The sequence below is a fragment of the Algoriphagus boritolerans DSM 17298 = JCM 18970 genome (assembly GCF_900108085.1).
GTDB lineage: Bacteria > Bacteroidota > Bacteroidia > Cytophagales > Cyclobacteriaceae > Algoriphagus > Algoriphagus boritolerans.
The window spans coordinates 82,237-96,767 of the sequence record NZ_FNVR01000016.1; the positions used below are offsets into that span (position 1 = coordinate 82,237).

The 14,531-nt window shown below is 38.7% G+C and carries 14 protein-coding genes and 1 pseudogene; 5 read left to right on the forward strand and 10 right to left on the reverse strand.

Features of this window, described 5'->3' with window-relative positions; all coding sequences use genetic code 11:
• Positions 1-33: 33 nt before the first annotated feature.
• Together C4S61_RS14015 and C4S61_RS14020 are read left to right on the forward strand one after the other, a co-directional pair.
• Positions 34-1,203, forward strand: coding sequence for a pyridoxal phosphate-dependent aminotransferase (locus C4S61_RS14015; RefSeq protein ID WP_103925438.1), 1,170 nt, complete (start codon positions 34-36; stop codon positions 1,201-1,203).
• Positions 1,204-1,216: 13 nt separating this feature from the next.
• Positions 1,217-2,359, forward strand: a complete 1,143-nt coding sequence (locus tag C4S61_RS14020; protein WP_103925439.1) for an AEC family transporter — start codon at positions 1,217-1,219, stop codon at positions 2,357-2,359.
• Positions 2,360-2,606: 247 nt separating this feature from the next.
• Here C4S61_RS14020 and C4S61_RS14025 read toward each other — a convergent pair whose 3' ends face one another.
• The 10 genes from C4S61_RS14025 to brnA all read right to left on the reverse strand — a co-directional run bounded on the left by C4S61_RS14025 (position 2,607) and on the right by brnA (position 12,336).
• Positions 2,607-2,834, reverse strand: a complete 228-nt coding sequence (locus tag C4S61_RS14025) for a helix-turn-helix transcriptional regulator (RefSeq protein ID WP_103925440.1) — start codon at positions 2,832-2,834, stop codon at positions 2,607-2,609.
• A gap of 230 nt (positions 2,835-3,064) precedes the next feature.
• Positions 3,065-3,847, reverse strand: a complete 783-nt coding sequence (locus C4S61_RS14030) for a zeta toxin family protein (RefSeq protein ID WP_103925441.1) — start codon at positions 3,845-3,847, stop codon at positions 3,065-3,067.
• Complete coding sequence (locus tag C4S61_RS14035; RefSeq protein WP_103925442.1) at positions 3,834-4,079, reverse strand: hypothetical protein; 246 nt, start codon at positions 4,077-4,079, stop codon at positions 3,834-3,836. Before C4S61_RS14035 ends, C4S61_RS14030 begins: the two co-directional genes overlap by 14 nt.
• Positions 4,080-4,451: 372 nt before the next feature.
• Complete coding sequence (gene rhuM, locus C4S61_RS14040) at positions 4,452-5,435, reverse strand: RhuM family protein (protein WP_103925443.1); 984 nt, start codon at positions 5,433-5,435, stop codon at positions 4,452-4,454.
• Between the two features lie 68 nt (positions 5,436-5,503).
• Entirely contained in the window at positions 5,504-5,863 is a 360-nt protein-coding gene (locus C4S61_RS14045) for a helix-turn-helix domain-containing protein (RefSeq protein ID WP_103925444.1), read from the reverse strand.
• Positions 5,864-5,865: 2 nt separating this feature from the next.
• A complete protein-coding gene (locus C4S61_RS14050; protein WP_103925445.1) occupies positions 5,866-6,162 on the reverse strand; it encodes a type II toxin-antitoxin system HigB family toxin in 297 nt (98 codons plus the stop codon).
• A gap of 201 nt (positions 6,163-6,363) precedes the next feature.
• On the reverse strand, positions 6,364-7,083 hold the full coding sequence (locus C4S61_RS14055) for a hypothetical protein (RefSeq protein WP_103925446.1): 720 nt from the start codon (positions 7,081-7,083) through the stop codon (positions 6,364-6,366).
• Between the two features lie 87 nt (positions 7,084-7,170).
• Complete coding sequence (locus C4S61_RS14060; RefSeq protein WP_103925447.1) at positions 7,171-7,983, reverse strand: DUF4238 domain-containing protein; 813 nt, start codon at positions 7,981-7,983, stop codon at positions 7,171-7,173.
• Positions 7,980-11,915, reverse strand: a complete 3,936-nt coding sequence (locus tag C4S61_RS14065) for a class I SAM-dependent DNA methyltransferase (RefSeq protein ID WP_103925453.1) — start codon at positions 11,913-11,915, stop codon at positions 7,980-7,982. The genes C4S61_RS14060 and C4S61_RS14065 overlap by 4 nt, the downstream gene beginning before the upstream one ends.
• Before the next feature lie 181 nt (positions 11,916-12,096).
• Positions 12,097-12,336 carry a type II toxin-antitoxin system BrnA family antitoxin gene (gene brnA / locus C4S61_RS14070; protein WP_200820587.1) on the reverse strand — a complete coding sequence of 80 codons (240 nt, stop codon included), beginning with the start codon at positions 12,334-12,336 and terminating at the stop codon, positions 12,097-12,099.
• Positions 12,337-12,997: 661 nt separating this feature from the next.
• Between brnA and C4S61_RS21880 the strand changes: the two genes are divergently transcribed.
• From C4S61_RS21880 to C4S61_RS14090, 3 genes and pseudogenes are all read left to right on the forward strand, one after another.
• Entirely contained in the window at positions 12,998-13,177 is a 180-nt protein-coding gene (locus C4S61_RS21880) for a hypothetical protein (RefSeq protein WP_160111256.1), read from the forward strand.
• Between the two features lie 225 nt (positions 13,178-13,402).
• Complete coding sequence (locus C4S61_RS14085) at positions 13,403-14,152, forward strand: hypothetical protein (RefSeq protein WP_103925448.1); 750 nt, start codon at positions 13,403-13,405, stop codon at positions 14,150-14,152.
• 154 nt (positions 14,153-14,306) lie between these two features.
• A pseudogene (locus C4S61_RS14090) lies at positions 14,307-14,531 on the forward strand (IS5/IS1182 family transposase); the annotation flags it as partial.

Sequence of the window (14,531 nt, forward strand, 5' to 3'; positions counted from 1 at the left end):
TAAATATTTCGTTAAACTTAATTGAGTCCTAAAATGATAAAATCTTTAAACAGAAGGGATTGGCTTAAATCCAGTCTTTTGATGGCTGGAGGATTGGTCGCTACACCATCCTTGGCTTTTAAGTCCAATAAAATTGTCACTACTGCTTCTTCGAGTTTAATCCGGGAGTTTGTTCCTGAATTCCGCATAGATGAAAGCCGGATATTGGCCAGATTGAATGCCAATGAAAATCCCTATGGTCCATCTCCAAAAGTAATTCAGGCCATCGCAGCGTCAATAAGTCAGGGAAACCGATACGGTCACGGTGATGCAGCTACACTGATAAGCATGATTGCCGAAAAAGAAGGAGTGAGTGAAGAATGCATTATGCTCGGACCCGGGTCAACTGATTTGTTGGAAAAGCTGGCAATAACCCGATTTCAGCATGGAGGCAATATCGTATCTGCAGATCCATCCTACATGTCTGTGATGAATACTGCGCAGGCCATGGGGGGAAACTGGAAACCTGTGCCGCTTGCTGCGGATTATTCCCATGACTTGGCGGGGATGATATCTGCGATAGATAACGAAACGAGATTGGTCTATGTCTGTAATCCCAATAATCCAACGGGATCCATTACCAATGCCGCGGCTTTGAAAAAATTCTGTATCGATGCCTCGGCAAGAGTTCCTGTATTTGTCGATGAGGCCTACTTAGAGTTTTTAGAAAAGCCAGAAACTCAAACCATGGTAAATTTAGTGGCCGAGGGTAGAGATGTGATTGTCGCCCGGACTTTCAGCAAAATCCATGGAATGGCAGGGCTGAGAATCGGTTATATTGTGGCTACCCCTGAGCGAATCGAAAGTATCACAAGTAAGGTCAGAAGCACAATGGGGCTTTGTGTGACCTCTCTGAAAGGTGCCATTGCAAGTATGAAGGAGACTGATTTTCTGGGCCAATGCAAAGCTCAGAACACCGAATGCAGAACGTATGTGACCTCCGAAATCACCAAATTAGGCTACAATCCGATTCCTTCTTTTACCAGTTTTATGATTTTCCCAATAGAAATGGATGGAAAGGTTTTTATGAAATCCATGTACGATGAAGGTGTGGGAATCCGAGCCTATGAGATGTATGATAAATCCTGGTGTCGGGTCAGCATGGGTACGCATGAGGAGTTGGAGTACTTCGTCGAGACTTTCAAAAAAGTCACCAAAGCCTGAATAAGCCAATACTATGCCTACAGCAATTCAAACTTCCCTTTCGCTTTTATTGATGATTTTGCTTGGCTTTCTTCTTCGGAGTAAGCTGGACAATGATTCGCATCGCAAAGGCTTGAAAGTGGTAATTTTAGATTTAGCTTTGCCGGCTATGATTTTTGTGGCCTTGTTGGGGATCAAAATGGATGCGGAATTATTGATTCTGCCTGTTTTGGTACTGCTGTGGAATGGATTCATGCTCGCTGCCGGTTACTTTGGGCTGCCCTGGTTGGGAGTGGAACGCGATAGTGCTCAGCATCGCACCTGGTTGATGCTTTTTCCTTCATTGGCGCCTGGTTTATCCTGCTTTCCTTTTTTGATCGAGTATTTGGATGAAGAGGCGCTTGCCTGGGGTGCGTTAGCTGATGTGGGAAATAAAGTCTACGTTCTGATTTTCTCTTACCTGATTGCCATGACCTGGTATTACCGTGTGCATCGGTTGGGGAAAAGATCCAAAGGTGAAAAAGTAAAACAGCTACTCTTTGCGATGCTTAAAGAGCCCATTAATCTGGTTCTGATCTTGGCGATACTATTACTTAGCATAGGCTGGAATATGGACACTATTCCGGGATTCATCAGTAAGTCTATCCTCAGTCTGAAAGATATGATGACTCCGCTTATACTTCTCTTTATCGGATTGTCGGTGATTTTGAAGCGGAAGCAGATTCAATCAATAATCAGTTTATTAATGTTGCGGGCAGGGATAAGTTTGCTGTTAAGTGGAGCATTGATTAGCCTGTTTTCCTTTTCCAGCACGACAGCTATTCTGCTAGCCGTTGTTTTCCCGCTATCCAGTTGCTCATTCTGGCCGTTTGCACACATGTCGGCAGTCAGACAGCTGGAGTCAGTAACTGAAAATGGAAACCCCTCGAGGACATTTGACCTTGAGTTAGGAATTAATATTCTGGCTGTGTCTTTGCCATTTAGCACGCTGATTATTTTAAGTATTTTCAGTGCAGGGGATTATTTCACTAATCCTGTCCATGTTTTGGCATTTGGGGCCTTGTTGCTCTTAATTCCTTTTATTTCAAAAGTTATTTCTTGGATGAAGACGCTCGATTTTTCCATTGATTTGCCAAAAAATCAAGATCTGAAAAACAGTCCTTCCGAAGGCAGATAATACAATAGGTTTGATTTTAGTAGAAATGCCTCGGATATTTCCGGGGTATTTTTTGGGAGGTATTATTTGTCGATACAGAAAGTGTAACTAGTTATAAAAAAGATATTTGGAAAAAATCGGTACAAATAGGGTACAAAAGAGAGAGTTGGACTTTTTTTTCCTGGTTAAAAATCAGGGTTTTTTTGGTCTTTTCAAATACTTGGTGTTTGGGCTAATTCTGATTATTCTACAACAAAAAGCTGCCAATTCACAGGAGTATTTTACTATACCTATTCGGATCTTTTGCATCAATGGGTGCCAATACATGACCAAACATGCTCAATACATGATTTACCTTGGATAGGTTTAGATTTTCCTTTCCCTGCTCGATTTTCCGGATTACGGTTAGTGCAACCCCGGCTTTGTCGGCAAATTCTTCCTGAGTCATCCCCAATTGCTTTCTTCTGATTTTTACAAATTCGGCTATTTGATTCATTCTATATGTATTTACATATAAATGTAGAAAAAAGATTTGATTTATATGCTTTTACGTATAAAAATTGGTAATGATTAATTTTTATATGCTTTTAGATATAGTTTTTCTCTAAGTCTTTTCCTGTGAGGGATAGAAAGTCGCTCTATAACTCATTTCTCGGGATATCTTGAGCTATAGAAATAAGTTTAATTGCTCATTGGATGAATTTGGCAGATACCGGATTAGTACACTTATAGCCCTACTTTTTTTGAATAATGTTCAATAAACCAGTTGGGGACGGTTTTTTCGTCTATCGGATCCCAAATTTTTTCACCTTTTGGATTTTTGAAATGAGCAAATAGCTTGAAATCTTCACCATCCTTAGAATTATCAAAAAAATAAGCTTGGTAGGCAATTTGTGCAGCATCAAACATAAGGTCCAAGGAACGATAATAACGTTGCTCAATCTTATCTTCTGGTACATTATGCCCACCTTTTTGGGTTCGAACTTTTACACGATACTTATTGATTTCAGGCGACTCCGTAGAGACAAAGTAGAGATAAACTTTATATCCAGCCGCTTTTGCCTCTTTCATGATATCTATTTTGGAAGGGTGTGAAAAAACAGTTTCAAAAGAAATTTTCTTTCTGTCAGATAAAAGTTTCCTGCGTAGAAAATCAGCCATGATTTGTGCTAAACGTTCATTCAGCTCAGGTTTTAAAAGCGTGATTTGATTATTCTCTAAAGAAAATGTTTCTAAAAAATCCGCTCTTGTGAAGGTTTTATTTATTAATCCTGATGAAAGGCTAAATTCTAAAAATTCCTCAAGACTTGTCTTGATTTGATACCTGGCAAAAGAAACCATGTCCTTTGATAGTTCATTTGCAAGATCATCTGCATTAATGTAAGTACCAAAATCTACCGGTATTTCACGAACCTTGTGATCCCGAACAGAATTGATGATTGTGCTCTTTCCAGACCCATTAGGCCCCGCAAAAACCCTGAGTCTTAGATTTGATTTAGTCGAGGACAAGTTTTCGGGATTTTGAATAGTCTTTCAACTTCTCGATCTGAATTACCGAACCATCGGAATTTTCTCTTACAATCCATCCATTTTCCGCTTTGACTACATACCCTGCGATTTGCATGGAGTCATCCGAGGCTTTTCTTACAGCAGCTGACGCAACGCGAACCAAATCACGCTTGGTCAAATAAGCTGTATTTTTGCTCACTTTAGCCCTCTTGGTTTTCTTCACATTCTTCATACCACTAATTTAAAAAACTATTTACAGATAAAGTTCTCCCCAAGCTCAAATAGTCAGGTTTTTTTGGATCTTCAGAAATAAAGTGTCATCAGTAAAGCACTCAAATAGAATCAAGTAGAATTAATTTGTCAAACGAGAAATTTATTTAAAGTCACCATTTTTGTACTGTTTTTCAGTTTTACATTTCCTTATTTGTCAAGTAACTTATCTTGACTGAAGGTGGCCAATTCGTTGCTTTTAAGGCAAATGGCAATTTAAATCTTTTTCTTTTTCAACTATCTTTCTTTGTGCACACAGTGTGTGCACAAAGTTTATCCAAACGGTTGGATTGAGTTTTTTCCATGCAAAATGGGTACAACGCTGTTTTCAGGTTCAGTGCCTACCGTCTCTGTTTCGGTTCAATACACTAATCACCAATTTCTTCACTGTATCCATTTCCTCCGGCTTGCTTGATGCGATGAAGAGCGTTAAGCTGGCAAGGGCGTCATTACTTATGATTGGAATTCCATCACTAGTATGCAGAATATCATTGTGCTGCAAAAAGAAAAGAAAGCATGCGGCGGCTATCCTTTTGTTCCCATCTACAAACCCATGATTCTTAACGATCAGGTAGAGTAGGGTTGCGGCCTTTTCTTCCAGGGTAGGATAGAAGTCCTCTTCGCCAAAACCTTTGCTGATTTGTGCTATTGCACTTTCAAAGCTTCCATCTTTTTCTCTACCAAATACACCGGATTCAAAATCTGATCTCATGGATCTAATTACTTCCTGATATTGAGCTAAATCAGGATAGTTTACTTTTCTTTTACTTAACCCTTTTTTATCTAGATTTTCATGATCGTAATCATCAAGTAGTTCCAGACCCTTGGCAAAGTGATTGAGCCAATCCAAATTCAGATCTTCTTCTTTTTGCTGAATTGCTCTGCTTAAAATCCGGATTCCATCTTTTAAAGTTTGGACTTCTTGCTCTTTCTGAGCGAGTCTATTTTCATTGATGGCATATCCTTGAATAAGGTAGTCCTTTAAGCGTTTGGTTGCCCATTGTCGGAATTGGATTCCTTGTTTGGAGTTGACTTTATAACCAACCGAAATGATGATATCTAAATTAAAGTGGTCAATATTCCTTTCAATATTCCTTTTCCCCTCAATTTGAACTATCCGGAAATTCCGGATAGTTGAATCCTTTTCCAATTCTTGGCTTTTATATATTGTTTTGATATGCTCACTTATCGTTCTTACATCTTTGCCAAAGAGTTCCGCCAATTGTTTTTGGTTTAGCCAAACAGTATCCTCCTCAAACTTCACCTCAATAAGAGTTTGGCCGTCGCTACCCTGATATATTTCGATTTGATTGTCCATTATAAAATTGTCAATTCAACCTCCAAGGATTCCTTGATAGTTGGAATGAAATACAAATTATCCTTTCCCTAAACACCCAGTACAATTGAGGCTTCAATATCCAGTTTCCGGCTGATTTCCCTTGCAATTTTCAAAGTGGGCTCACTTTTACCATTCAAGTATTCACTGATACGAGATGTGCTGACTCCCAAAAATTCGGACAGCGCTTTTTGAGTCAATCCACGCTCATGCATTCTCAATTTAATCGCTTCGGACAGGGTTGGAGGAGAAATTGGGAAATGGCTTTCTTCATAATCTGCTACAAGATCTGAGAGCAGGTTAAGTTCCACAAAACCTTTTGATTCAGAATTCTCGATGTTCTCTGAATCTGCAAGCAATTCTTCTATTCTTTCCAGAATGGCTTTGTATTCTTTTTCAGATTTGATCATACTCAGATAGTTTGAATGTCTTTTATTTTGTCGTATTCGGAATGGGTGCCAATAAATCGGATATAAACCTTCTTAGCATTAAAGGAAATGATCGCAACCAGCCGATAGGAGTTTCCCTTTATATTGAAGACAAAGCGATGATTTCCTACGTAATCGACTGAATTAAAGTCTTTTTTGATATCATTGAGTGATTCCCAGTCTTTTTTGCTAGTTACCGAATACCAGAAGCGAAGCTGAGTTTCTGCGTCGGCATGCTTTTCAGAAAACTCCTGTATCCGCTTGAAAGTAACGATTCTCATTGAATCCAATTATTTTGTAATATGTAACAAAATTACAAAAAATGGAATAATATTGATTTAATAAGCTGGACTTTTTTAATGCCTTAATCACCTAGAGCTTAATTTCTTTTTCTTGGGAATGACCTTGTAGGGAGTGGTATGTCGGAATTCCCGACATACCATTGGGTATATCTCAATCTGGTTGTTCATTTCCTCTTTTGCCTATCTCAATCGTCCTGACCCTTGATCAAAAAAGAAATCCGCATCGATTTTCTTGCTGTATTTACCTATTCGATCTTTATGAATGTAGGGTTGGGAGAGTTCCTGAATTGGCAAAATGTACAATGCTGCGGGATCTGAAGCTTTACCACCAATTCCCAAAACAATGAATACAGGATGATTCTCTTTTTCAGTGAAGGCCTTGTATCGCTCCAATTGTCCATCATTGGCGAAGCGGATATAGTCACCTTTGGGTTCAGATCTCCACTTGCATTCCACAGCAAAAGGGTAGGACTGACCTCGAAGAGTCAGGGATAACTGAATATCCGGCTGTGTGGTGGTGTCTGCATATCGGCCATCTACAAACTTGTCACCTGCCCAATTCCGAATTTTGAAAAATTTCTTATCAAACTTCTGGACCACAAACTTCTCGAAATCCAAGCCGGCTTTTTGGTTTACATCGATCAGTTCCGTCTCTGAGTCTTCTTCCGATTCTTCCAGTTCACTTTTGATCTGAAGGATGGCCAATTCGGCATCTTTTCCTTCACTGATAGCAATTTCCCGAATTAGCTTTTCTTCTTTTGGGGTCAATACTCCATCAGCTTTTACCGCTGCAATGGCTTGAGTCAACGATTCATTTTGATTTGACTTGGATTTAATCAAAAGCACAATTCCGGAAACCAATAAAATTCCGCCGAGGATGATTAAGGAGATGGGGAGCATGCGGGGCATTTTTTTATTTACTTATAGAATAGTTGTAATTTCTCTCCTCCACAGGTAATTTCTCTCTCTGGAGTTCGTTGGTTTTCATTAAGATTTTATTAAATATTCAAAATCATTATTAATTGAGTAAAAATTTCTTTCAGCACTTTTGAAAATTAGATCGTTATAATACAAAACGCTTTCTTCACCAACCTTAATAATATTTCCATCTAATTCTTTAAAATCTGAATATTTAGTCTTATCATATAAACTGATGGAATATTCGGGGTTTATTGGGAAATAAATCTCATAACCCTTTTTTAATGGTTCTGTGAAACCCACAACTGGATTGTCCGAGGTTATAAATTTCAGCTTTGTTTCGTTATGCCATATCACCCAAATTTTTTCAAAAATTAAAGTAGCTCTTGCATTAAGATTTTGCAAACTTTCTCCAAAAATCTCTAAAAAGTCTATGTTTGGTATAAGTGATTTAATTTTAGAATCTTTGCCGACCCAATTATGAATCTCTTTATTTAAAATTTCAGTTAAATATTCAAAACTCTTATTGGAAGATGGTGTTCTGAATAATTGAATTACAATAAACTCTGAAATTGTACTTTTTAAATCTATATTAGATAGGCCTGAGTAACCACTATTCAAATTCTGAATAAATATTTTAAGATACCTATCAAAAATACCTTCCATTTCAGATAGGGCTTTTTCATAAGTTTGTTCACCTGTCACCTTATCTAATTTTTGATCATCATAAAAGTAATTTTTTGTAGCAATATCTTTAATATTGGTGGCTATAGTCTTATTTTGGGTTTTATCAAATGAAAATATTCTTTCATTAATTGAAAAATTTTTCAGATAAAGACGAGGTACATAATGTTGTTTTTTAACCTTACTTTTTTCTTTCATTTCTCACTCCCTTCCACTATCCCAATCTCCTCCTCACTCAATCCATACAGATCATAAACCAATTGGTCGATTTCGGCTTCGAGAGTCGAGGTGTCTGAGGTTGGATCTTGCTTTTTGGTTTCAAGTATTTCTATCACCAATTCTTCGATTTGGTCTTTGATTTTTGGTTCAGGGTTTAGGATTGGAAGTTGGGCGATATACACAGGCTTGTATTCAAAGTATCCATTCTGCTTTGTTGATGCTATTGCCTTTAAGTAGAAGTCAATCGTCTTAGAGTTCAAAATTCCTAAAAGAAAAAGGTCAGTAGTTGGAATAATAGTCGTTTTGTCGTTACTGAATTGATTTTTGGTATCATAAGCGTATGAAGCACTTTTGACTATAGCGGGAATTATAATTTTGTTCTTCTCAAATTCCCCATAATAATCACATGCCCGTAATTCCCACCAAAAATCTCCTTGATCTGTTCTTTTTCTTGCTGCTTTTTCAAAGGGTTTTAAATGTTTCGCAATAGCGGGAAAATTACTTTTTAGCCATTCCAATGCTGGATCGTAGTCCATGTATCCGTATCTAGGAGGCTCATTTACATGACTTATTTTATTTGGGTCACCATCGGGTAAATTACTTTTGATTGTGAAGCCTTTTGGAAAAAGGATTAAAAACTTTTCAGGATTGGGGGATTGATACCGCTTGATATCCCTTCCTGCCAAAAAGGGCTTGATCACTTCTGCACTTCGTGGGTCTTCGGCAATCAAGCGCTCTTTGGTTTCTAGATCGATGACAAAGGCTTCATTATAGCCTGTTTTGATTCCGTAGAAGATTTTTCCGTCGACATATTCTGATAAAGGAACGCCTTGGGATTTGAGTTTGAGTAGGAGTGCCTGGGATCGACTGTCGGTTAGTGTCCAGCCACTATCCGAAAGGCCAGCCGGGGAAACTTCCAGTTGATTTTCCTTTAAATAGGTATCCATACCAGCCGGGAAATCCAGGGTATCCAGGTTTACCGCCCTGAATTTTTCGCCTGCATGGGATTTGGACAGGGAAATAATCAAGGGGTAAGTCGTGGCTTCCTCAAATACGGGTAAATCCCCAAAATCCAATAATTCATTGATTTGAAAGGTTTTGACATAATTCCTGAGCGATTTGCCATATCCTGCCCGCATCCATTTATTGGGAATGATAAAAACGAAGTCTCCGGAATCCCGTAGCAGGTTCATGCTCAGCTCGACAAAATAGACGTAGAGATCGGCCGTGCCAGCGAAAGTTTTAAATCTGGACTGTAGATAGGGTTTGAGATCGGAAAATTCCTCCTGTCGGATGTAGGGAGGATTACCAATCACCACATCAAAACCCACAAAATCACCTTCGTCATTGAGCACTTCTGGAAACTCAAAGCGCCATTCGAAGGCATTTTCATAGATCTTACTGTCTTTTATTTCCTTGATGATTTTGGTGAACTTTTCTATTTCTGACTCTAACTTTTTGACTTTCTCAACTCTCTTTTTTTCAAGTTTTTTATCAGAATTTTTAAGTTCACCTTCCTCAAAAAGCATCATTCCATATCCGTCACGCCCCTTTCCAGTTAGTTTAAAAAGCTCATATCCAAGTCTATCAAGTGCTTGTTGCTCTTTGCTGGTTTTAGCTATTGTAGTTCGAAAGTTTGATTTGATTTGGCCAATTAGCGCATCCATAGCCTTTTTTTCGTCCTTGCTTTTTGCATTGCGGTAGGTGGAGACTGCCGTTTTGTAGTCTTCGATTTTCCAAGCCCCTTTTAAAGCGGATTTAAGATCTGAATCCAATTCAAATCTTGAAACCAGTGAATTGCCGACTTTGATATTGATGTCGATATTGGGCAAGGTTTCCAGCTCGCGACCTTGAAACCCTCCAAGGGTTTCGAACCCTTGGAGGGTTGGTGTTTTATAATACGCATTTTTCAAAAGCTCAATCCAAAGCCTCAATCGACAGATTTTGACTGAGTTGGGATTGATATCCACCCCGAAAAGACAGTTTTCGATGATCGTCTGCTTTTCGTGGAAAAGTGTTTCCTGGATTCGTTGGCTTTCTTTACTTAAATACTTGTATTCAAACAGATTACCCTCTAAGTCAGCAATGATCAATTCATCATTGACCACTTCGACCACATGACTGCTGATCGGGTCAAAATTGGAATCCACCAAGATTTTTAACTCACTTTTGATGGCAATCAATTCATTTAAAACCGAAACCAGAAAATGACCAGACCCAACCGCGGGATCCACGATTTTCAGGCTATTGATGATCTCATTGGCTATTCTTCTGACTTCTTTTCTGTTTCCAGACCTGATTTCCTCCTGTATATCCTCCTTTAGTTCTTCAAAGGTTTGGCAGTTCCACCCTTTGGCCTGATTGAATTTTTGGACGATTGTTTTCCGAATCGTCTTTGCAGACATATACATGGTGATAAATCCGGGCGTGAACACAGACCCATCTTTGTAGCCATTGATTTTCTCAAAGATGAGACCCAGCACGGAAGCGTTGATCAGGGTCTTGTTATCCTCTTGAATGTCCTCCGAGCCCTCCGAACTGAAATCGTAGGCATTGAGAAACTCCAGGAGGTATTCCAAAGCGGGGAGACTTCCGGTCCGCTTTTTCCCCTGATCGTTTTTCAAAACCGTGCTTCCGATAATCAGGATGGACTTTTCATCTCGGAGATTGGAGATGAACAGGGTATCGTGTTCCATATCCGTTGGCTCAAACAACGAGCTATTTAGGTAAGGAACATTTCCAAAAATCTGGTTTATCTCCTCAGATCTGTCTTGATACTTTCTGGCTAAGACTTTAAAAAATAGGCTATTGAGGTCGTCGTAATTTCTAATTTTCTCCCGATTCAGAAATGAATAGGAGCGGTCACCTTGATGATAATTGATCAGCTGGGCTTCCAATAGCTTGAGAAACAGGATTCTATTGATCCAAGTGATGCTGAGCTCCAAGCCTACATTGAAAAGCCGTTCTTCATGGGTGGCACCAAATTGACTGGGTTTTCCCAATCGGCTGATTTTGTCCAGGCTGTCCAGCTCGGTAATCGTGCTTTCCAAAATGGAACCCACATTCCGCTCCCCAACCTTACTTCTCCCAATTATCTTTTTTCCGCCATCGTTGGTTTCGCTTAGTCCAATGATATGCAGCAGTTCGCTGTAAAATCGTCTGTCCAAGCTGTTGCTGTCGTTCGCAAAAGGCAGCTTTAGCAAATGCTCGGGTGAAAGGAGTTTGAAAAGGGCAATTAACTTGATATCATCGTTTTTGTCCGCATTGCGCAGTGGCTTTTCATAGTCCCGGAAATCAAAGTAAGTGAAAGGAATCTGATCCTTTACCTTTTCAATGGCGGGTTCAGCGATGTTTTTGTAGAAAAAATCCGTCTTAAACTCTGACAACCTCCCAGCTTCAAAGTCCTCGAATTTCTTAACCAATACCTTGTCTTGGGCAAAATACCGATCAAAGGCGAGTGCGTCGAAAATAAACCACTCGTGAATATTTGTAACGACCAGATGTTTTATTTCCAGGTTATTATTGGTAATGCGTTCACGTAGATAATACAACACCAACTCCTGAAAAGCCTTGTAGTTGAGGTTGGACTTGCTGATCATGTCCGCCTTATTGGTTGGCTTTTTGGCTTCTATGATGACCCCCACGCTTGACTTGGCACTTTCTCCAACGTGGATGACCAAATCATTTTTGTCTTTGATGTTAACAAAGTGGGAGGGGTCGTAATAGGTTTTTTTTAAAAAGTCAATGACGAGATTCTTGTGAAATTCCTCATATGCATTTTCAGATTCATTGATTCGGTCGATAAGTTGGATGAGATTCGATTTAAAGCTCTCAATAGCTGTCCGATTGGGCTTTACTTTTCGGAATGCTGGATTTAGGGCCTGTTTGGGTTTGAGAAACTTATCGGTCATTAGGAAATCAACTTGCTTGGAAAAAAATCTGTACACAAGATGCATTTTTTTTGACTAAAAAGTGAAGTATAGGATAAAGAGTTGGAAAAAATTAAGACAACTTTTGTCGTTTTATCAGAGTCTAGCTCTTATTCCAAGGTTTTGAAAAAATGTATAAATAATTCATACTCCTTAAATAATGTCAAACCGTCTTTTTGAGCTTGTCAGAAATGAAAACCTTAATCACGCTTTGCCTAGTTATCCCTAGATTTCTAGCTACTTTGTCCAATTCCTGAACCATCCATTCCGGAAAGTCAACACTCACTCTTCTTGATTTTTGGCCAGGTCTAGTACTATTTTCCAAATCAAGAAATTCATTGAGATTTTCATTGCCGTCAAATTTTTCGTCAAATTCAGCCGCTGTGATAGATTTCTTTTTCATTTTCTCTGGATCTTCCTACCGAAATAATTCTTTTTTAATCTAGGCGTAGTGTATAAATGGTTGACCAAATAGTTTCATTAAGTTCGGCAATCATCATAAATCGCTTTTAATGTGTCTATAATTGATTTTCATAGGTCACATGGAATCTCGCTTGCTTGATTGTTATCCCCAGTGTGTCTCGGTTACTTCATGCTCGATTTCATCTACTGTACGTGGTTCAATCACGATCCTATTCGGATCGTTCCATAATATTTTTGATTCTTCAAAATGAATTCCATGTTTGATTTTATTGGACTCGTTTTTTAATGAATCAAATTCAAACATAAATCTGACTTGTCTGACTTGCCTGGAAAACTCCATTAATGTAGCTAAAAGTTGTAAAAAAGGCTTAATAATTAAGCTAAGCAAAAAATGTTAGATCAGGTGGAAGGGTTTTTCCCAAATACCTTTACTTCCCGATACAAAAAATAGTGAACCCTTATATATCAGGGCTTTCCGAAGATTGGGCAACAAATAGCCAACAACAACTGATTAAGCAAGGGAAAACGCTACACAAAGAAAAGAAAAATCTTTGTTGATGGTAGGGTGTGCTGTGCCTTATCATAGACAAAAGCAAAGATAAGATTTCTACTTACCTAAGTTGCTTTGCAACTGTTTCCGGTTGCAAGCCCATGTACTGGCAAAACTCATCAACAGTAACAACCTGGTGCTGCTGCTTTTTAAAGTGATCTTTAATCTTCTTGATGAGGTTTCTTCCATACCTGTCGCTTCTGCCTGTGATTACCTGAATGTCCTTCGGATAAATGCACAGTCTATTCATTATTTCAATTATACTTCTTAATACACTATCCATACCGATGATATACTTCAAATATGAAAGTGATACTGCAAATATAAATCATTTTCATAGGCGGTGAAAGTGTGTTTGTTGGAATAATGCGGAAGAAACGGAACGGATGACTTTCAACTTTTGCATAGCCTAAATACTGCTTCTATTTTTGTTTTCAAATGCTGATAAAACAGCTAAAAAAGAAACGGTTTTACTAACTCATAAAAATTTTAAGCAATGGCAAAATTAAAAGGTATTCTAAAAATTGAAGGAACTCTGGATGAGTTAACATTCTACAAAACACAAGATGGCCACCTGGTGAAAACCAAAGGTGGTGTTTCTGCTGACCGTATTGCAAATGATCCAAACTTTCAGCGTACCCGTGAAAACGGTTCTGAATTTGGAAGCTCTGCAACTGCCGGAAAAGTTCTCCGCAATGCAGTTCGTAATTTGATGATGAACGCTGCTGACAATCGTGTTACCAGTCGTTTAACGCAAATCATGACGCAAATCAAAAATTACGATGTGGCTTCTCCTCGTGGTGAACGCACCGTTGCCGATGGTATTGCTGATCCTGCTGCATTGGCGTTGTTGAAAGATTTTGATTTCAACGACAAAGCTCTTTTGAGTGGTGTGATGTTTGCACCCTTTACTGTTGTGCCTCTTACCGGGGTAATCAACATTCCTGCCTTTGTACCGATTAATGATATTTCGTATCCTTCAGGGGCTACACATATCAGCATGAAAGGTGCTTTTGCAAATGTTGACTTCACAAATGAAATCAGTGCAATTGAGTACAGCCCTGTAACCAACTTGCCGATTGACGGAACCAACACTCCTGTAACACTTACTCCTGCCGGTGTTCCTGCTGGTACTGGCACTAAGTTTTACCTGTTGCTGATTGAGTTCTTTCAGGAAGTGAATGGTATTCAGTATTCGCTTAAAAATGGCTCATACAACGTGTTGAACATCGTTGATGCTGCATAAAAATTGTTCGTTCTTTCAGTTAGGAAAAAGCCCTGCCGATTTGGAGGCCACTGAAAAAGTCCTTTAATGGTTAATTGTTAGTAAAAAAAGGTGTAAGAAAATTACTTTTCTACACCTTTTTTTGTATCTTTTTGTGTATAAAATACTCAATTTCATGCTGTTACATCAACAAAAGATTAAGTTCAGTGAGTATGGCTCCATTTATGATTTGATAGTGCCAAAGGACAATCTTCTTCGAAAGATTAATGACATCATAGATTTTAGTTTTGTTTACCAAGAGCTGGTTAATAAATACTGTACTAATAACGGACGTATGGCTCAAAGCCCTGTTCGGATGTTTAAGTACCTGTTGCTTAAAACCATCTATACCTTGTCAGAT